Source organism: Halomonas sp. (genome assembly GCF_029263665.1).
GTDB lineage: Bacteria > Pseudomonadota > Gammaproteobacteria > Pseudomonadales > Halomonadaceae > Halomonas.
Map to the genome: position 1 here is coordinate 261019 of NZ_JAJUFQ010000001.1, position 20728 is coordinate 281746.

Below are 20728 nucleotides of genomic sequence, written 5' to 3' on the forward strand. Positions count from 1 at the left end.
CCGCTCAACTGTTTCGATCAGCTATTTCGATCAACTGTTTCGATCAACACCAATCTCGAACTCTTCACCAGCATCCAGCAGCCAGCGATACAGATAATCGGCAAAGCTGCGCCGAATCACCAGTTCCCAGCGGCTATCATCCGGACGCCGCAGGATAGCGCTGGACTTGGCCATCACCACGGTCACGCCCTTGCCAGGCGGGAAGTTACGGGGATGCACATCGTAAGCCACCGACTTCATCAGCAACTCGCGCATGGCCAGATCTTCGCCGTGCAGCTCGACCAGTGTCTGGCCGGCGCTGACATCGCTGATCGCCACGGAAGCACCTCCCAGCACCTGACGCAGTTCCGTCTCGACGCGATAAGCCTGGCCGAACGGCACAATCAGCAGCCATTCATCCGGCGACAACCATTGCAGGCTGCTGACGCCACCATTGAAGACGACCAACTGCTGTGGGCGTGCCGGTAAGCTCACTCCAAATACCTGGCGCACGGCTTCATCGAGGACGATGGCACCACCACGCAGGATCAGGTGATCCCGGTCCGCCAACTCGCGCAGGACCACACGGCTGTTGGGTCGCGGGGCCGGAGCCCCGCTGTTGAAGAATGACCAGGCCAACGGCGATTCCTGGGCAATATCGGCGCCCGGGCAGGCATCGTACGTATTGGCGCGGTCAGTGTGGTTGACGGACTCAGACATTCTGGCGCTCTCCCTTGGGATCGAGAAAGATCGGGCTGACGATTTCGGCTTCGTGGACCTTGCCATCGGCCATGGGCAGGTAGACGGTCTGCCCCATGCGCTCGTGGCCACCCTTGACCAGTGCCAGGGCAAATCCGGAATCCAGCGTTGGGCTGTAATAGCTGGAGGTCACATGTCCCATCATGGGCATGGGGATCGCATGGCCAGGATCGAAGACGATCTGGGCCCCTTCCTCCAGAACCACAGCGCTATCCTTCGGCTTCAGGCCAACCATCTGCTTGCGGTCCTTGCGTGCCGTATCGGGACGCGTCAACGCTCGCTTGCCAATCCAGGAGAACGGCTTGTCGTAGCCGACCGCCCACTGCATGCCCAGATCCTCCGGGGTCACCGAGCCATCGGTATCCTGGCCAGCGATGATGAAGCCCTTCTCGGCACGCAGTACGTGCATCGTTTCGGTACCGTAAGGCGTCAGGTCGTACTTCTCGCCGTGAGCGAACAGCGCCTTCCACACGTGCATGGCAGCACGTGCCTGAACGTTGATCTCGTAGGCCAGCTCACCGGTGAAGGAAATACGGAACACACGTGCCGGTACGCCAGCGACCTTGCCTTCACGCCAGTCCATGAAACGGAAGGCTTCACGATCAAGATCGATGTCCGACAGCTCAGCCAGCAGGTCCCGTGCCTTGGGCCCGGTGATGGTCATGGTGGCCCAATGATCTGTCACCGAAGAGAACGTCACATCCAGCTCCGGCCACTCGGTCTGGTGCCACAGCTCCAACCATTCCAATACAGCAGCAGCGCCGCCAGTGGAGGTGGTCATCAGGAAGTGGTCTTCCGCCAGGCAACTGGTGGTACCGTCATCCATCACCATGCCGTCGTCTTTACACATCAGGCCATAGCGAACCTTGCCCACTGGCAACTTGGCCCACTTGTTGGTGTAGACACGGCCCAGGAATTCCCGGGTATCCGGGCCCTGGATATCGATCTTGCCCAGTGTGGAAGCATCGAGGATACCGATACCTTCACGTACCGCACGACACTCACGGGCCACGGCTTCATGCATGGTCTCACGCTTGCCATTGACCGTTCTGGGGAAGTACCAGGGACGCTTCCACTGACCTACGTCCTCGAATTCGGCACCATGTTCCACATGCCACTGATGCAGGGCGGTATAGCGCTCCGGATCGAACAGCTCACGGCAATGGCGTCCGACAATGGCACCGAAGGTCACCGGTGTGTAGTTAGGACGGAATACCGTGGTACCCACTTCTGGAATCGAGCGTTTCAGGCAACGTGCAGCAATCGCCATGCCATTGATATTGCCAAGCTTGCCCTGATCGGTACCAAAGCCCATGGCCGTATAACGCTTGACATGTTCGATGGACTCGAAGCCCTCGCGGGTGGCCAGCTCGATGGCCGCTGCAGTGACATCGTTCTGCAGATCGACGAACTGCTTCGGTGCGCGCAATGTCGGCTTGTCATGAGGCACCTGGAACAATGCCATGGCCTTGCCGTCACTGCGTGCCTTGACGCTGGGGAGCATCACCGACACGGCCTCGAAGCCGGTCTCCTGGGCAGCCTGGCTGCCCACATTGGCGCCATCCTGCAGTGCTTCAGCCAGCTCGTAGACACCATGAGCGCCACCGGCCACCAGCATGCCCTTCGGCAAGGTGGGGATGAAGCCGATGAGTTCGTCGTTCCACTGCGGACGAGAACCCGTATGCGATGCCAGGTGAATGACCGGGCTAAAGCCACCGGAGCTGGCCACTGTGTCACAGGCAAACTCTTTGACAGCACCACTGATGCGGAAACCAGCGACATCGATAGGCGCAATGCGCACACCCTTGACGCGATTGGCGCCCTGGGCCTCGATCACTGCTGCACCCTCGATGATCGTGACACCTTGCGCGCGAACCGCTTCGACCAGCTCACCCTTGGGTGCCTGACGGGAATCCGCGATGGCGACCACTTCACGCCCGGCCTCGAGCCAGTCCAGTGCAGCCTGATAGCCATCATCGTTGGATGTGGACAATACCAGCTGATTGCCGGGCACGACGCCGTAACGGCGAATATAGGTGGAAACCGCAGACGCCAGCATGTTGCCCGGAATGTCGTTTCCAGCATAAACCAGCGGCCGTTCGTGGGCGCCGGAAGCCAGAACCACCCGGCCGGCACGCACCCGGTGCATGCGTGAGCGCACCTGGCGCTTGCCTGCCACGCTTGGTGCCGTATGCCCCAGATGCTCCGTACGACGCTCGTGCAAGGTGACGAAGTTGTGGTCGTGATAGCCATTGGCCGTCGTGCGCGGCAACAGCGTGACATCGGGGTTATCTGCCAACTCTTCCAGCACATCTGACGCCCACTTGTCCGCCGGACGCTCGTCCAGCGTCTGACGGCTGGACAGTAGCGAACCACCCATTTCTTCCTGCTCATCACACAGAATGACTCTGGCGCCAGAGCGAGAAGCGGTCAGCGCTGCGGCAAGTCCAGCAGGACCCGCGCCGATCACCAGCACGTCACAGTGCTGATGCATGTGGTCGTAGATATCCGGGTCCGACTCGCTGGGACTGCGTCCCAGACCAGCGCTCTTGCGGATATAACGTTCGTAGGTCATCCACATGGATGCCGGTGCCATGAAGGTCTTGTAGTAGAAGCCAGGAGGCATCATCTTGCCACCCAGCTTGCCGATCATGCCCATCAGGTCACGCTGGACGTTGGGCCAGCCATTGGTGGAACGCGCACTCAGCCCCTGAAACAAGGCCTGCTGGGTGGCACGCACGTTGGGCACCTGCTCGGCAGCAGACTCACCCAGCTGCACAACGGCATTGGGCTCTTCGGCACCCGCCGCCACGATGCCCCGGGCGCGTGAGTACTTGAAGCTGCGGTTGACGATATCGACACCATTGGCCAGCAGTGCCGACGCCAAAGTATCACCGGCATAGCCCTGGTAAGTCTGACCATTGAAGGTGAAGGTCAGACGCTGGGAGCGATCAATCCGTCCTCCCTGGTTCAGGCGGTTAGGCTGTCTCATGCGCGAGCCTCCTGTACTGATGCTGTCTGTGAATCGAGGTCCGCACTGGCAGCCCCACCCTGGGATTCTCCATTCGGGTTCTCAGCGGTGAAACGCGGCTGCTCCCCCATCTTGTAGGTCTCGAGAATCACGTAGCTCTGGGTGTTACGCGTGATATTGAAGAACTTGCGACAACCGACAGCATGCACCCACAGTTCGTGGTGGATGCCACGGGGGTTGTCACGGAAGAACAGGTAATCCCCCCACTCCTCGTCACTGCAGGATTCCGGGTCGAGCGGGCGCTGGATATGTGCCTGGCCCTTGGCATGGAATTCTTCTTCCTCACGCCATTCTTCGCAGTAGGGGCAGTAGATATGAAACATGGTGACTCTCCTCTGCGAACTTAGTGCGCAACGCCGGCAGCGCCATGCTCATCGATGAGCGCGCCAGAGTGGAAACGATCGATCGAGAACGGCGCAGCCAATGGATGCATCTCGCCCTTGGCCAGGCTGGCAGCGAAGGCATGTCCGGAACCCGGCGTCGCCTTGAAACCACCCGTTCCCCAACCGCAGTTGAAGTAGAGCCCCTTGACGTCAGTCTTGGACAGGATCGGACAGGCATCCGGACAAGTGTCGACGATGCCACCCCACTGACGATTCATGCGCACCCGAGAGAAGATCGGGAACATCTCGACAATGGCTTGCAGGGTATGCTCGACCGTGGTGTAGCTGCCGCGCTGACCGTAACCGTTGTAGCCGTCGATACCGGCACCGATGACCAGGTCTCCCTTGTCGGACTGGCTGATGTAGCCATGCACGTGGTTGGACATGACCACGGTGTCGAGCACCGGCTTGAGCGGCTCTGATACCAGTGCCTGCAACGGGTGGGATTCCAATGGCAGCTTGATCCCTGCCATCTTCGCCATGACCCCGGAATTACCGGCCGTCACACAGCCCACCGTCTTTGCTTCGATATCACCACGATTGGTGTGCACACCGTAGATGCGGCCATCGCGAATCTTGAAGCCCGTCACTTCGGTCTGCTGCAGGATATCGACGCCATGCGCATCCGCTCCACGGGCAAAGCCCCAGGCCACGGCATCGTGACGCGCGACGCCACCGCGTGGCTGCCAGGAAGCACCAAGCACCGGATAGCGGGCATTCTTGGAGCAGTCGAGAATCGGCACGATCTCCTGAACGCCCTTGGCATCGAGTACCTCGCCATCGACACCATTGAGGCGGTTGGCGTTGACCCGGCGCTGGATATCACGCATGTCCTGCAGGGTGTGGCCCAGATTGAGCACGCCGCGCTGGGAGAACATGACGTTGTAGTTGAGATCCTGAGACAGGCCTTCCCACAACTTCATGGAGTGCTCGTAAAGCGCGGCGGCCTCATCCCACAGGTAATTTGAGCGTACGATGGTGGTGTTACGCGCAGTGTTGCCGCCACCCAGCCAACCTTTCTCGATCACCGCGACATTCTTGACACCAAATTCCTTGGCCAGATAGTAGGCTGTCGCCAGACCATGACCACCGCCACCGACGATGATCACGTCATAGGCTTTCTTTGGCGTCGGGTTGCGCCATTGGCGCTCCCAGTTTTCATGATGACTCAAGGCATGCTTGGCCAGGGCGAACCCGGAATAGCGCTGCATGTTGTTACCCCCTAAGGTTTGTCTCAAAAGTCGGCGAGCGATAGCCAGATAAGGCAAAAATTGGTGATAAGGCGCAGTTTACGAAGGGGTAAATGAGCACTTTGAGCCAATTTTTAACGCCATATGGCTGAGCGCAGACACTTTTCAGACAGAGCTTATCCTTCGTTGCCCGGCCGCTATATCGGCCGGGCATGTCGTCTTGTCGCTGTCACTGCGTCTGCCGTCAGGCTGACGCCATTTCACTGGGTTGTTGCGCTACCGCTGACGGATAAACCGGATAGCGGGTACACAGTGCGGCGACCTGGCCGCGTACCTGGTTTTCGATCTCGCTGCTATCGCTTCCGGTCGCCAGTACATCGAGGATGTCGCAGATCCAGCCAGCCAGGGTTTCGCAGTCTTCCACGTCGAAGCCACGTGTGGTCACAGCCGGGGTACCGATACGCAGACCGGAGGTCACGAAAGGACTCTGCGGATCGCCCGGTACCGCGTTCTTGTTGACCGTGATGTGGGCACGTCCCAGCGCCGCATCGGCGTCCTTTCCGGTAACGCCCTGGCGAATCAGCGATACCAGGAACAGGTGATCGCGGGTTCCTCCAGAAACGACGTCATAGCCACGCTCCATGAACACTTCCGCCATGCGCTGGGCATTGGCGATGACGCGTTCCTGATAGCGCACGAATTCCTGGCTCATGGCTTCACGGAAAGCCACGGCCTTGGCCGCGATCACATGCATCAGCGGACCACCCTGCTGCCCCGGGAACACGGCACCATTGAGCTTCTTGTACAGCGCTTCATCACCGCTGGCGGACAGAATCAGGCCACCGCGAGGACCACGCAGTGTCTTGTGAGTGGTGGTGGTCACCACATGGGCATGGGGCAGCGGACTGGGGTACAGGCCTGCCGCCACCAGACCGGCAACATGGGCCATGTCCACCAGCAGCCAGGCACCGACACTGTCGGCAATGGTGCGGAAACGGCGCCAGTCGACAATCTGGGAATAAGCGGAGAAGCCGGCCACGATCAGCTTGGGACGATGTTCCTGGGCCAGGCGTTCAACCTCGGCGTAGTCGATCTCCCCAGTGGCTTCATCGAGGCCGTACTGAATGGCGTTGTAGTGCTTGCCGGAAAAGTTCGGCGCAGCGCCATGGGTCAGGTGACCACCATGGGCCAGGCTCATGCCGAGCACGGTGTCACCCGGAGACACCAGCGCCATGAAGGCAGCGGCGTTGGCCTGAGCACCGGAATGCGGCTGGACGTTGGCATAGTCGGCAGAGAACAGCGCGCAGGCACGTTCGATGGCCAGGCTCTCGACTACGTCCACATGCTCACAGCCACCGTAGTAGCGCTTGCCCGGGTAGCCTTCTGCATACTTGTTGGTCAACTGGGAGCCCTGGGCCTGCATGACGGCCTGGCTGGTATAGTTTTCCGAGGCAATGAGTTCGACGTGGGCCTCCTGGCGGGCCTCTTCATCAGCTACGGCTGCAGCCACTTGAGGATCGAACTGGGAGAGAAGAGATAGCGCCATGGGAGGGTCTCCGTAAACAAGTCGGCCGCACAGGCCTGTATTGTCAATTGTCAGTTATCTGTTTATCTGTTGTCGGTTGCAGGAGGCATTCCATATGCCAATGAAACCATCGCTCCAGAATCATGGCTCCACGTTAGGCAAACTGCGTCACGGGTGCATTCTGTAAACGACTTCGACATCACTGCCTGAGACATCCCCAAGCTGATTGCCCGGCGTTCTGGCACTGTTTGCAACCATGCCCGCCATTCAACCGCCTGATGACCTTTACGGCTTGAACAAATGCGACACTTTTATTGGACAATTGCAGAATCCCCGACACTTCTGGAGGAAGTCTTCGGGAAAGCGCATGAAAAGATACAGAGAAAGCCCAGCAGTGACTGCAACTTCTGCAAGAGCGAAACAGAAGTACCGTCAGCGAGAGCGACAACATAGCCAGGAAGATCGAGAGTGTCCCGGGAAGATCGAGAGTGTCCCGGGAAGATCGAGAGTGTCCCGGGAAGACGCGTCAGGTAATGGATCCTACGTACAGGAAGTAAGGATCAACGAGACGCTCCTGCACCAGTTCAGGATCCCGGCGCAGTTGCGACGGCGACGCACCGAAACTGGTACGGACATGTCGAGAGAAATGTGCGGTGTCGGCAAAGCCACAGGCCTCTCCGATTTCCGTGATGCTGCGTTCGGTATAGTGCAGCAGCCACAGGCCATAGCGCAGCCGCAGGTCACGTTGAAACCTTTGCGGACCAACCCCCAGCGTAGCGCGAAAGCGCCGCTCCAGTGCGCGGCGTGAAGACCCGACTCGACTGGCCAGTTGGTCGACGCTGAGTGGCTCGCCCAATTGCTGTTCCAGCACCCGAATGGCCCGACGCACCAAGCGGTCGGAGATGCGATCGAACACCACCGGCTGGGGCTGCCCATGTTCTCCGGCGCGATGTCCGTCATACAGCATGATGGCCAGGCTCTTGCGTGCCCAGGCACGTCCCAGATGACGCTCGACAAGATAGGCTGCCAGGTCGGCCGCCGCCGAGCCTCCGGCACAGGTCAGACGGTCGCCATCATCCAGGTAGAGACGATCGGCCACCGGCTCGATATCGCGAAAGCGACTGGCAAGATCCCCATGGTGATACCAGCTGATGCAGCAGCGTCGTCCCTGCATGACCCCCGCTTGTATCAGCGACAGCACCCCTGTACACACACCGACCAGAGTTACCCCTTTGGCGGCCGCCATGCGCAGATAGTCAATGGCGGCACGGTCGGCAACACCTGGGTCATGCAGCACGCCTCCGATCACGACCAGGTAGTCGAATTCGCCAGGATCCACGAAGGACTCGCAGGGCGTGATTTCCGCCCCACAACTGGAGAGTGCCGCATTGCCGTCATGGGTCATGAAGCGCCAGCGACAATGCAACTGACGGCTTCGATCGCCCTCATCTGCCGCCAACCTCAGGCAATCGACAAAAGCCGCAAAGGGCAGCAGGGTGAAACGCGGCAACAGCACAAAGCCCACCGACAGAGCAGGTGCACTCGATGACAGAGCCATATCAGCAACAGGAGCTTGCGCCATGGAACAAGGGCCGGATGGAGAACCGGTCACCAGCATAGCGCATCTCCCTGAAAGCCACGAGCCACGAGCCACGAGCCACGTAGCAGCATTATTCCCTTAGGATCCTGCCATCACAGCTCGAAGCTCGAAGCTCGAAGTCCACTGTCTGATCAGAAATCGACTTCGACATCCCCGACGGGCCGGCTGCAGCACGACAGGATGTAACCCTCTTCGATGTCTTCCTCAGTGATACCGCCGTTGTGATCCATCTCGACGTTACCCGAGGTCAGCGACACGCGGCAGGTACCGCAGATTCCCATACCGCAGGCCTTGGGAATGTGCAGGCCCAGCTTGGCAGCAGCGGCGTGTACCGTTTCCCCCGGTTGGATCTGAACGCTCTTGCCAGCCCCGGTAAACTCGACACGAATCAGCTCAGAAGCATCGATTTCCTCAGCTTCCGCCTCGGCTTGCTCGGCCAGTTCGATCGCTTCTTCCTCGATATCGCTGGGTGTGGCACCGAAGGATTCTTCATGGTAGCGATCCATGTCGAAACCACGCTCACGCAGGATTCTCTTGATCGCCTCCATGTAGGGTGTCGGACCACAGCAGAAGATTTCCCGGTCCATGAAGTCCGGTACCATCATCTCCAGCATGGGATCGGAGAGATAGCCACGGAAACCGGCCCAGGCCTGGTTGAGCTCCTTGTCTCTCTCGCAGATGATGTGCAGGCGGAAATCATCGATACGCGAAAAGATATGCTCCAGTTCACGGTGATAGATGATGTCCCGCGGGGTCCGTGCGCTGTGGACGAACTCCAGATCCACGGCAGCATTGGTATCGAAGAACCAGCGCGTCATCGACATCAGTGGTGTGATACCCACACCGCCGGACAGCATCAGGATCTTGTCTGCCGGAAAATCGATGGCGTTGAAGTTACCCACCGGCCCATGCACGGCCAGCTCATCGCCGACACTGAGATTTTCATGCAGCCAGTTGGACACCTTGCCACCGGGTACCCGCTTGACCGTGATGGAAAAACTGTAGGGAATCGAGGGTGAGCTGGAAATCGTATAGGAACGCATGACCTGCTCGCCATTGATATCCAGCTCCAGAGTCACGAACTGGCCAGGCTTGAAGAAGTACAGCACCGGCTGTTCGGCCATGAAGCAGAAAGTTCTGACATCCCAGGTTTCCTGAATCACCTTGACGCAGCGCACCAAGTGCCGGCCGTTGGTCCAGGTCTGAGTCGTCACCGGATTGGAAAAGTTCATGGACATGGTGGTATCGCTCGTTGATGATCATCAGGAGGGTGTTGTTTGCCGGCATTCTGCCCACCCTATCCATGGAGCCACTTTCCTAATCGCGACATCTTCGTGCCCAGGAACACCTCACAGGCCAAAAATTCGTTAATCCAGGTCGCAATGACATCATCCAGTGTCGCCGTTGGATATCTGCCACCTGGCACCCTGCCCCACACTCCACCCCATAAAAGGGTCCCATCATGAGGGCCCGTGGCCTGCACCATGATGAGGATGTGGAACGATGGATCTCTTAGCGAAACAGTCTCTGGACGATCCCCTGAACAGCGCTCGCAGCGCTACCCTGGAAATGTTGGCCCAGCACCCGCAAGGCTATTCATTGCCACAACCCTTCTACAATGACGAGCGCCTGTTCCAGCTCGACATGCAGGAGATTTTCGAACGCGAATGGCTGTTCGCCGGGATGAGCTGCGAAATTCCCGCCAAGGGCAACTACATCACCCTGAACATCGGCAACAACCCGGTGCTCATTGTGCGTGGTGATGGCGGTGCCATTCACGCGTTCCACAACGTCTGCCGCCATCGCGGTTCGCGCTTGTGCCTCAGCGAAAAAGGCAAGGCCGCCAAGCTGGTCTGTCCTTACCACCAGTGGACTTACGAGCTGGATGGACGCCTGCTGTTTGCCGGTACTGACATGGGCGAGAACTTCGACCTGAGTGCCCATGGCCTGAAGCCCATCGCCCTGACCGAGGCCGGTGGCTTCCTGTTCATCAACCTGTCAGAGAATCCGTCACCCATCGACGATCTCAAGAAAACCCTCGAGCACTACCTGGCGCCCTATGAGATGGAAAATCTCAAGGTGGCCGTCAGTTCTTCGATCGAGGAAGACGCCAACTGGAAGCTGGTGATCGAGAACAATCGCGAGTGCTATCACTGCAACGGTTCTCATCCGGAGCTGCTCAATTCACTGCAGGAGTTCGACGATAGCGACGACCCTCGCGCGACACCGGCCTACCGTGAGCTGGTCAAGCGCAAGCAGGACGATTGGGATGCCATGCAGGTTCCCTGGCAGCTGACGCGGATCGGCAGGCGCAACCGCCTGACGCGTACCCCGCTGCTGGACGGCATCGTGTCCATGACCATGGACGGCAAGCCTGCCTGCAAGAAGCTGATGGGTCGCCTGACCAGCCCGGATATGGGCTCGTTGCGCATCCTCCACCTGCCCAATTCCTGGAACCACTTCATGGGCGATCACGCCCTTGTGTTCCGGGTACTGCCCCTGGGACCCCAGCGTACCGTGGTCACCACCAAGTGGCTGGTGCACAAGGATGCCGTGGAAGGCGTCGACTACCATCCCGAGGAAATGCGCCGGGTCTGGGATGCTACCAACGACCAGGACCGCCGCCTTGCCGAAGAAAACCAGCGCGGCATCAACTCCCTGGCCTACCAGCCCGGCCCTTACTCACCCACTTACGAATTCGGCGTCATCGATTTCATCGACTGGTACCGGGAAACCCTGAGCGCCAACCTGGCCAAGACACCGACATTACGTTTGGCCGAGGCTTGAGTCATAAGCCTCCAACGGCAATGACAAGCGCCAAGGCATGAAAAAGCCCCTGAGGATCATGATCCCCAGGGGCTTTTTGATATCAGGACGGCAGTGACCTCAAATGATCCTCGATCGCTCGATGCACAGACGGCAACAGCACGTCGCTCTTGTTGAGCAGTTCCTGCACCAGTTCGGAAAGCCCTGGCACCCCCACTTCCTGGGCCTTGAGGCGAGCCATGCGCGCACAGGTATCTGGACAGGCATCGTCGGGAATACGAATGCCTAACGCCACCAAGCGGTCACGAAAATCATCACCATCGATCAGTTCGGCAATCATCATGATGGATATCTCCTGAGGTCAACGAGCAACTAAGGTTATTGAGAAGACGGGTTATTGAGAAGAAAGGTAATGAATAGAAAGGTCAATGAGTAGCAGGATCAATGGCTGGGCGCTGCCGGACTCAACCGGCAAGCCGCATACTTGAACTCAGGAATCTTGCCGTAGGGATCCAGGGCCGGATTCGTCAGCAGGTTCACCGCCGCCTCGGCATAACAGAATGGTACGAACACCATACCGTTCGGCATGCCTTCATCGACACGGGCTACCAGGGTGATTTCACCCCGTCGCGTAGTAATGGTCAGCCGTTCCCCAGCCTGCATGCCCAACCGTCGAAGCTCTCCGGGAGACAGCATGGCCACAGCTTCCGGCTCCAGCGCATCGAGTACCTGGGCGCGCCGGGTCATCGAACCGGTATGCCAATGCTCCAGTTGACGCCCCGTGGAAAGTACCGTGGGGTAATGGCGGTCGACGGGCTCATCCGGCGGCAGTGGCCGTACCGGTGAGAAACTCGCCTTGCCACTGGCCGTGGGAAATGTATCGCTGAAGACCACGTCTTTGCCCGGTGCGTCGTCCGCCGGGCAAGGGTAAGTCACTGAACTTTCCCGTTCCAGGCGTTCCCAACTGATGTGATTGAGCGAAGGCATGCCCTGTTGCATCTCGGCAAACACCTCTCTGGGATGCTGGTAATTCCATGGCAACCCGCAGCGCTGGGCAATCTGCTGAATGATCCACCAGTCAGGACGCGACTCGCCAGGCAGGGGCAAGGCCTGACGCCCAAGCTGCACCTGGCGATTGGTATTGGTCACCGTGCCATCCTTCTCCGGCCAACTGGAGGCCGGTAGAATGACATCGGCATACTGGGCCGTTTCGGTGACGAACAGATCCTGTACCACCAGGTGTTCGAGCTTGGCCAGGGCCGCTCGGGCATGCTCAAGATCCGGATCCGACATGGCCGGGTTCTCACCGAGAATGTACATGCCACGAATCTGCCCAGCATGGATGGCGTTCACGATCTCCACCACCGTGAGCCCCGGCTCGTCATCCAGCTTGGTGTTCCACAGTTCCTCGAAAGCGGCCCGCACCTGCGCATCCGTGACGGGCTGGTAGTCGGGCAGCACCATGGGAATCAGCCCGGCATCCGAGGCCCCCTGCACATTATTCTGGCCACGCAGCGGATGCAGACCGGTACCGGGACGTCCCGTCTGTCCACAAGCCAGCGCCAGGGAAATCAGGCAACGTGCATTGTCAGTACCATGGGTATGCTGGGAAATGCCCATGCCCCAGAAGATCATGGCCTTGTCAGCCAGTGCGTATTCTCGAGCGGCGGCACGAATTTCGTCAGCATCGACACCGCAATGGGAAGCCATGGCCTCCGGAGTCTGGCCACGCACCTGTGTCTTGAGCCGCTCGAAGCCTTCGGTATGCGCAGCAATGTAGTCGGCATCGTAGAGCTGCTCCTCGACAATGACATTGAGCATGGCATTGAACAGTGAGACGTCGGTACCAGGATGGAAACGCAGCACCCGGTGCGCATAGGCCCCCATGGCCTGACCACGGGGGTCAATGATGATGAAGCGGGTCCCCTGCTTGGCTGCCTGCTTGAAGAAAGTCGCCGCTACCGGATGGTTCACCGCCGGATTGCAGCCTGTGAGAATCACCACATCAGCTTCCTGTGCCTGCATGAAGGATGCGGTCACGGCGCCAGAACCGATGCATTCCATCAGCGCCGCCACGGAACTGGCATGACACAGACGCGTACAGTGATCGACGTGATTGGAGCCAAAGCCTGTTCTGACCAGCTTCTGGAACAACCAGGCTTCCTCGTTGGAACACTTGGCACTGCCAAACCCTGCCAGGCCATTGGGCCCGTGTGCCTGCTTGAGTTGCATCAGCCCATCCGCCGCCAGGTCCAAGGCTTCTTCCCAACTGACCTCACGGAAGTGGGTCAACGGATTGGCGGGATCGAAGGCGGGATCGAGCGCCTTGGCCACCCCGGCACGACGAACCAATGGCTGGGTCAGGCGCGCTGGATGACGTGCATAATCGAAACCGAAGCGCCCCTTGACGCATAACCGTCCCTGGTTGGCCGGGCCATCGCGGCCTTCGACGAACAGGATCGCATCATCCTTGATGTGATAACGCAACTGGCACCCCACCCCGCAATAAGGGCATACCGAGTCCACCTGCCGTTCAGCGCTGGCACTGTCGCCGCAGCCATCCGCATCAATCAGCGTGGCCGGCATCAGCGCTCCGGTAGGGCAAGCCTGAACACATTCGCCGCAGGCAACACAAGTGCTGTCTCCCATCGGATCATCAAAGTCGAACACGACCTTGCTGGCAGCGCCACGATGGGCCAGCCCGATCACATCGTTGACCTGAATTTCACGACAGGCCCGCACGCACAGGTTGCAATCGATGCAGGCATCCAGATTGACCTGCATGGCGGGATGACTGGCATCATGGCCTGCCACGACTAATGGCGCAGGAATATCCTCATCGCCTGTCGAGGAAGTGGATTCACCAGCGACATTCTCCGCGATGGGTGGCGTACCTGGCGTTGGTAAGCGCTTACCGGGGGCATGGTGTACGGTTTCCGTACGGCGACGTGGATAGCGTGCTCTGGCCTGGGTGGCATCCACTGCCAGGGCATCGGCCATGGCCCACAGGTGACTGGAACGGTCCGGACTGTGCTCCCGCTCGGGTTGATCGGCCAGCAGCAGTTCCAGCACGCCTTCCCGAGCCTCGCGGGCCCGTTTGGACGTCAGGCTTCTCACGACCATATCCGGCTGCGCCTCGCGCAGGCAACTGGCAGCCAGCACCCTTTCCCCCTCGATTTCCACCATGCAGGCACGACAGTTGCCATCCGCACGATAGCCGCTAGCGTCCTTGAAGCACAGATAGGGAATGGTCTCGCCAGCACGCTTGGCCACTTGCCACAGGGTCTCGCCCCGGTAAGCACTTACTTGCTCCCCATCCAGCGTCAGCGTGAAGGGCTGCTCGCTCATGGCTGTTTTCGGGCTCATGGCTGTCTTCCGGCTCATGGCTGCCCCTCCTCCCCAGGCATCGAGGTCACAATGATGTCGTGACGTGCGAGATCGGCGCGGAAATGTCGCAGCAGGCTGAGCACTGGGTTGGGAGCTGCCTGGCCAAGGCCACAGATCGAGGCATCCTGCATGATGCGGGACAGCCGCTGCAGATCCTCCACGACCCAGGTATCGCGTTCGAGCAGACTGAGCATCTTTTCCGTGCCCACTCGACAGGGAGTGCATTGACCACAGGACTCATCGGCGAAGAAGGCCAGCAGATTGGTGGCTACGGCACGCAGGTCATCCTGGTCCGAGAGGACGATGACAGCCGCTGAACCGATGAAGCACCCTTCTGCCTGGAGGGTGTCGAAATCCAACGGCAGATCGGCCTTGGAAGCTGGCAGAATGCCTCCAGAGGCACCTCCGGGCAGATATCCGGCCAGCGTATGCCCTTCGAGCATGCCGCCACCATATTCCTCGACCAACTCCAGGAGTGTGATGCCGGCTGGCGCCAGGTAGACCCCGGGATGGCGGACACGGCCGGACAACGAGAAGCTGCGCAAGCCACTGCGGCCATGACGGCCATGGCCGGCATAGGAGTCGGCGCCGTCCCGCCACAACAGCGGTATCCAGTACAGTGTCTCAACGTTGTTGACCAATGTCGGCTGGTCGAACAATCCTTTCTGGGCGACGAAAGGTGGACGGTGCCGAGGCTTACCGGGCTTGCCTTCCAGCGATTCGATCAGTGCCGACTCCTCGCCACAGATATAGGCCCCGGCTCCCCTCCGCAGCATGATGAAGCCTGGCTCGATGAGTCCAGCATCTTCCAGCTCGGCAATCGCCTCATGCAGCACCCGATGCAACCCGGGATACTCATCGCGCAGATAGATATATAGACCTTCTGCTTCAATCGCCCAGGCCGCGACCAAGGCTCCTTCCAGCATTCTGTGGGGGTATCGCTCCAGGTAGTAGCGATCCTTGAAGGTTCCAGGCTCCCCTTCGTCGGCATTGACCACGCACAGTCTCGGACCCGGCTCAGCGCGTACCGATCGCCATTTGCGAAATGTCGGGAATCCCGCACCTCCCAGTCCACGCAAGCCAGAATGCTCAAGCAGGGTGAGCAGATCATCGACCAGGACTTCACCATCACGACAGCCGTTCAGCAATGCATATCCTTGCTCCTGGCGATAGGCATCCAGGCGTTGCCACATCACGGCTTCAGGTTGGTGTTGGCCGGTATCCACCACCGCGCACACGGCTTCTCGAGTCGCATGGCCCAGATGATGATGTCCAACTTCCACCACAGGTGCCTGGTCACAACGACCCATGCAGGGAGCTCGCAACACCCGTACCCGGCGGGCATCCAACTCCAGTTGCAACTCGGCACGAAGCTTCTCGGCCCCCGCCAGCTGGCAGGACAAGGAATCACACACGCGCACCGTCTTGAGCGGCGGTAACGCATCATCATCGTGAATCACATCGAAGTGGGCATAAAAAGTGGCGGTTTCATAAATCGCCGCCATGGGCAGATTCATATAGGCCGCCAGGGCACGCAACCATGTCAGGGACAAGTAGCCACACTCATCCTGAATGGCGTGAAGGTGCTCAATCAGCAGGTCACGGCGGGAAAGTTCGGGATAGCGACGCTCATCGCCCAACAGGTTGCGCAGGGTGTTGAGAGTGTCGACCTCTACCTGGCGTCCCTTCAGCGTCGCACGGGTACGGCGTCGTTCGGCGTCAGGCTTTGCAGTCTCGGTCTTTATGGTCATATTTGACTCTTGTCATTCAGCAAAAGCCTTCTCTTAATCTGGCAGTCGTCCCTCTCTTCTGCAATGCACTCTTGGCAGTAGTCCCTTTTCGCACGGGCTTCCTGCCTATCCCGACATCGTCATTATCCCCAACGGCGAGCACGGTCCTCAGCGATATGCCGAGGACCGTCGCTCTTGTAGCTCGTAGCTCGTAGCTCGTAGCTCGTAGCTCAGATCAGGCCGCGACGCTGCCGTGCGGGTCGATGACAAACTTCTTGGCGGCTCCGCCATCGAAGTCGGCGTAACCCTGCGGCGCCTGATCCAGGGTGATCATCTGGACATTGACCGCATCGGCAATCTTGACCTTGCCGAACAGGATCGCCTGCATCAGCGGACGGTGATACTTCATCACCGGACACTGGCCGGTGTGGAACGAGTGAGACTTGGCCCAGCCAAGACCGAAGCGCATGCTCAGAGCACCGTGCTTGGCCGCCTCATCAGTAGCACCGGGGTCTTCGGTCACATACAGGCCGGGGATACCGATCTGACCACCGGCGCGCGTCAGTGCCATGGCCGAATTCAGAACGGTAGCGGGAGCTTCCTTGCCATGGTTGCAGCCACAGGCATGGGCTTCGAAGCCGACGCAGTCGACAAAGGCATCGACTTCACGCTCACCGAGGATGACCTCGATCTTGTCGGCCATGTCGCCATCCTGGGTCAGGTCGATGGTCTCGCACCCGAAGCTGCGCGCCTGGGCCAGACGATCTTCGACCATGTCACCGACGATGACACAAGCTGCGCCCAGCAACTGGGCCGAGACAGCCGCAGCCAGGCCAACAGGACCGGCACCTGCAATGTAGACCGTGCTGCCCGGACCAACGCCAGCAGTGACGCAACCATGGAACCCGGTCGGGAAGATATCCGACAGCAGGGTCAGGTCACGGATCTTTTCCATCGCCTGGTCAGCATCCGGGAACTTCAGCAGGTTGAAGTCCGCATAGGGCACCATGACGTACTCGGTCTGGCCACCGACCCAGCCGCCCATGTCCACGTAGCCGTAGGCTGCGCCCGGACGAGCCGGATTGACATTGAGGCAGATGCCAGTGTGGCCTTCCTTGCAGTTGCGGCAGCGGCCGCAGGCGATGTTGAACGGCACGGAGACCAGATCACCCGGCTGGATGAACTCGACGTCACGTCCGCACTCGACCACCAGGCCAGTGATCTCGTGGCCCAGCACCAGGCCTTCCGGGGCGGTGGTGCGGCCGCGCACCATGTGCTGGTCACTGCCGCAGATGTTGGTGGTGACGACCTTCAGGATGACACCGTGGTCGCACTTGCGGTTGCCGATGGCGAGCTCCGGATAGGCAATGGACTCGACGGCGACTTTACCTGGACCTTTGTAGACCACTCCGCGATTTCCTGCAGTCATGGCGGATGTCCTCTTATTTGTGTTGGTTCGGTAGGCTGTGCGCGAGAAACACCACATTGTGTGCGAATGCTCGCTTCCCACAGAGCCTGGCGTGTCTTGGGAACATAGCGTCTCTGGCAATGACGACTGTTCTCGAAGAGTCACTGACATATCCATTCAAGACATGCACTCACCACGAGGAGTCAATAGATAGCCACATGTCGCTTTGACGACAGTGCCTCTGCAAATACCTCCGAACAATGAGCAAGGCCGAACTTCTGCGATGTTCGTCCCACCTCCCATAACAAATCAGACAATGTTCGAGAGGTACTCTCAATGACCCGACCATCGGATCCCCTTTTGACGCCGGGCGAAGACAATACCCAGCGTTGGGGGATGGACTATCATTCGCCGGTATTCCCCCTATCGGCATTATGTATTCTAGGATTCATCCTTTACGCTCTGACTTTTCCCGACAATGCCAACACCCACCTGACGGCAGCTCGCGGCTGGGCCATCGAACACTTCGACTGGCTATTCATGATATCCGCCAATATCTTTGTCGTGCTGTGCCTGGTACTGATCATCCTGCCACTCGGACGCATCCGCTTGGGTGGTGCCGATGCCCGCCCCGAGCACTCGACATTTTCCTGGTTCAGCATGCTGTTCGCCGCCGGCATGGGCATTGGCCTGATGTTCTGGAGCGTGGCGGAACCAGTCGCCTACTACACCGACTGGTACGGTACTCCGCTGAATGTCGCTGCCAACAGCCCAGAAGCGGCCAGTGCCGCCATGGGAGCCACCCTGTTCCATTGGGGGCTCCACCCTTGGGCCATCTACGCCATCGTTGGCCTGTCACTGGCGTTCTTTACTTACAACCGCGGCCTGCCCCTGACTTTGCGTTCCGCCTTCACTCCCTTGCTGGGCCGCAGAGTCAGAGGCTGGCCTGGTCACCTGATCGATGTGCTCGCTGTGCTGGCCACGATCTTCGGACTGGCGACTTCCCTTGGGTTTGGCGCCACCCAGGCCGCTTCAGGCCTGCACTATCTGTTCGACACTCCCAATACGCTGGGCACTCAACTGGCCATCATCGTGGTAGTGACCGCCATTACGCTCTTCTCGGTATGGCGGGGCATCGATGGTGGGGTAAAGCTGTTCTCCAACATCAACATGGTCATTGCGCTACTGCTGCTGGTCTTTGTCGTTGCCGCCAGCTCGCTGGGTCTGTTCATCAGTCACTTCGGTGAGGCTGTACAGTCCTATGCCCATTATCTCCTACCGCTATCCAACTGGATCGGTCGTGAAGATAGTGACTGGTACCATGGCTGGACGGTGTTCTACTGGGCCTGGTGGATTTCCTGGTCGCCTTTCGTCGGCATGTTCATTGCCCGGGTATCACGCGGGCGTACGGTGCGTGAGTTCCTGATTGCCGTGCTGCTGGTGCCCACCTTGATCACCCTGGTATGGATGGCCGCCTTTGGTGGCGAGGCACTTGAGCAGGCTCAGAACAACATCGGTGCGCTGTCTTCCGGGATCAGTGATGTCTCCCTGGCCATGTTCCAGATGCTGGAACAGCTGCCCTTGACCACCCTGACGTCAAGCTGCGCCATTGTCCTGGTGCTGGTGTTCTTCATCACCTCATCGGACTCCGGCTCACTGGTGATCGATGGCATCACCGCTGGCGGCAAGCAGGATGCCCCCAAGGGCCAGCGCGTATTCTGGGCGACCCTGGAAGGCTTGATTGCAGCCATTCTATTGTATGGCGGAGGCGACACTGCGCTTGGCGCGCTTCAGGCAGGCGCCGTGGCCACCGGCCTGCCCTTCACCATCGTGCTGCTGGTGATGAGCCTGGCACTGGTCAAGGCCTTGGCCGAGGAACACCGTCGCCCGGGATTATCCGCGGCCGGAAACTAATCAGCCCACTTCACCTGTCCTCATAAAAAGCCCCCCGAAAGTTGGACACCCAATCCAGCCTTCGGGGTGTTTTCATGCCAATCAAGCGTAGATTCTTCAGCGAAACATTGAATAAACCATCAGGCAAGATGAAGAACAAAGTGCACTACGCATGTAGGCCTTTCTGTGTAAGGAATAGAGATTTCCTGCGACATAGCAACCTATGACAGCTTAATGATAGGAAAGTCGCATGCCTGCCGAATATCGTATCAAGTCCGCACCACAAACACTCTCCAATACCTCTGGTGCAGCCAAGGCTCTGCTTGAAAAGGTTCATAAGAAGACAGGTTTTATTCCGAAGATATATGAGGGAATGGCACTCTCTCCAGCGACACTCTCAACCTATTTGCATGGTTATGAGCTATTTCGAGATGACTCTGCTTTCACCCCTGCAGAACAGGAAGTCATCTTTCTGACCATCAGCCGCTTCAACAAGTGTGAATACTGCATGAGCGGTCATAGCCTGGTGGCGGATAAAGTTTCCAAAGTACCGGCAGATGTCACCCAAGCCATTCGTGACGGTCAGCCAATCCCCGATAAGCGCTTGGCAGCGCTCAGCCACTTCACACAAGTGATGCTCGAAACACGAGGCTATCTCAGCGACAAGGAAGCCGAGACATTTCTGGCAGCAGGATTCAAAGAGAACCATATGTTCCTGGTCATCCTGGCTATCGCATTAAAAACAATTACCAACTACTCCAACCATATCAGTCATCCTGAAATGGAGAGTGTCTTTTCTGGATACACATGGAAAGCTTCGCAAGGCCAATTTTGATCAGGTCTCAAAAATAAAAACAATATCGAAGAAACTTCTCTTCCATTAAGAGATATGATCGAAACAGCCGAAGAACAAAAAAAGCCTTTCTTTGCTATTTCAGAAAATCAGTGCCAGGTTCTCGGACCGGAAACCTGGCACTGATACTTTCTCTGGCGTGCTATCTTGAGTCTGCCTGACCAAACAATACTTCTCTAAAGTAGCAATATCGAAAGGAGATGATGCAAACTCATCAATAGTCA

14 protein-coding genes are annotated in these 20728 nt (G+C 58.8%); 3 read left to right on the plus strand and 11 right to left on the minus strand.

The genetic code is table 11. From position 1 onward, the window contains the following. Positions 1 to 30 precede the first annotated feature (30 nt). From Q1K07_RS01145 to Q1K07_RS01175, 7 genes are all read right to left on the minus strand, one after another. The gene (locus tag Q1K07_RS01145) at positions 31 to 699 is read right to left on the minus strand and encodes a sarcosine oxidase subunit gamma (RefSeq protein WP_300306543.1); all 669 of its coding nucleotides are present in this window, start codon (positions 697 to 699) and stop codon (positions 31 to 33) included. Beyond that, positions 692 to 3730: a sarcosine oxidase subunit alpha family protein gene (locus Q1K07_RS01150; protein ID WP_300306546.1), complete on the minus strand. Its 3039-nt coding sequence runs from the start codon at positions 3728 to 3730 to the stop codon at positions 692 to 694. The genes Q1K07_RS01145 and Q1K07_RS01150 overlap by 8 nt, the downstream gene beginning before the upstream one ends. Then, entirely contained in the window at positions 3727 to 4092 is a 366-nt protein-coding gene (locus Q1K07_RS01155) for a sarcosine oxidase subunit delta (protein WP_300306549.1), read from the minus strand. The genes Q1K07_RS01150 and Q1K07_RS01155 overlap by 4 nt, the downstream gene beginning before the upstream one ends. Before the next feature lie 20 nt (positions 4093 to 4112). Then, entirely contained in the window at positions 4113 to 5363 is a 1251-nt protein-coding gene (locus tag Q1K07_RS01160; RefSeq protein WP_300306552.1) for a sarcosine oxidase subunit beta family protein, read from the minus strand. Between the two features lie 223 nt (positions 5364 to 5586). Next, the gene (gene glyA, locus Q1K07_RS01165; RefSeq protein WP_300306555.1) at positions 5587 to 6888 is read right to left on the minus strand and encodes a serine hydroxymethyltransferase; all 1302 of its coding nucleotides are present in this window, start codon (positions 6886 to 6888) and stop codon (positions 5587 to 5589) included. 505 nt (positions 6889 to 7393) lie between these two features. Then, positions 7394 to 8485, minus strand: coding sequence for a GlxA family transcriptional regulator (locus tag Q1K07_RS01170; RefSeq protein ID WP_300306558.1), 1092 nt, complete (start codon positions 8483 to 8485; stop codon positions 7394 to 7396). A gap of 113 nt (positions 8486 to 8598) precedes the next feature. Continuing rightward, the gene (locus tag Q1K07_RS01175) at positions 8599 to 9705 is read right to left on the minus strand and encodes a hybrid-cluster NAD(P)-dependent oxidoreductase (protein WP_300306561.1); all 1107 of its coding nucleotides are present in this window, start codon (positions 9703 to 9705) and stop codon (positions 8599 to 8601) included. Between the two features lie 265 nt (positions 9706 to 9970). On the opposite strand from Q1K07_RS01175, the gene Q1K07_RS01180 reads away from it, so the two are divergent. Continuing rightward, positions 9971 to 11254 (plus strand): aromatic ring-hydroxylating dioxygenase subunit alpha, encoded by a 1284-nt coding sequence (locus Q1K07_RS01180; protein ID WP_300306564.1) that lies wholly within the window; start codon positions 9971 to 9973, stop codon positions 11252 to 11254. Positions 11255 to 11336: 82 nt separating this feature from the next. Here the strand turns inward: Q1K07_RS01180 and Q1K07_RS01185 are convergent, their stop codons facing one another. The 4 genes from Q1K07_RS01185 to fdhA form a co-directional block, all read right to left on the minus strand. Then, the gene (locus Q1K07_RS01185; protein ID WP_300306567.1) at positions 11337 to 11576 is read right to left on the minus strand and encodes a hypothetical protein; all 240 of its coding nucleotides are present in this window, start codon (positions 11574 to 11576) and stop codon (positions 11337 to 11339) included. A 98-nt stretch (positions 11577 to 11674) separates the two neighbouring features. Beyond that, positions 11675 to 14617 carry a formate dehydrogenase subunit alpha gene (gene fdhF / locus Q1K07_RS01190; RefSeq protein ID WP_300306570.1) on the minus strand — a complete coding sequence of 981 codons (2943 nt, stop codon included), beginning with the start codon at positions 14615 to 14617 and terminating at the stop codon, positions 11675 to 11677. Further along, entirely contained in the window at positions 14614 to 16371 is a 1758-nt protein-coding gene (locus Q1K07_RS01195) for an NADH-ubiquinone oxidoreductase-F iron-sulfur binding region domain-containing protein (RefSeq protein WP_300306573.1), read from the minus strand. Before Q1K07_RS01195 ends, fdhF begins: the two co-directional genes overlap by 4 nt. A 214-nt stretch (positions 16372 to 16585) precedes the next feature. Further along, on the minus strand, positions 16586 to 17779 hold the full coding sequence (gene fdhA, locus Q1K07_RS01200; protein WP_300306576.1) for a formaldehyde dehydrogenase, glutathione-independent: 1194 nt from the start codon (positions 17777 to 17779) through the stop codon (positions 16586 to 16588). Between the two features lie 315 nt (positions 17780 to 18094). On the opposite strand from fdhA, the gene Q1K07_RS01205 reads away from it, so the two are divergent. Together Q1K07_RS01205 and Q1K07_RS01210 are read left to right on the plus strand one after the other, a co-directional pair. Beyond that, positions 18095 to 19672, plus strand: a complete 1578-nt coding sequence (locus Q1K07_RS01205) for a BCCT family transporter (protein ID WP_300306579.1) — start codon at positions 18095 to 18097, stop codon at positions 19670 to 19672. A 229-nt stretch (positions 19673 to 19901) separates the two neighbouring features. Further along, entirely contained in the window at positions 19902 to 20486 is a 585-nt protein-coding gene (locus Q1K07_RS01210) for a carboxymuconolactone decarboxylase family protein (protein ID WP_300306583.1), read from the plus strand. Positions 20487 to 20728 lie beyond the last annotated feature (242 nt).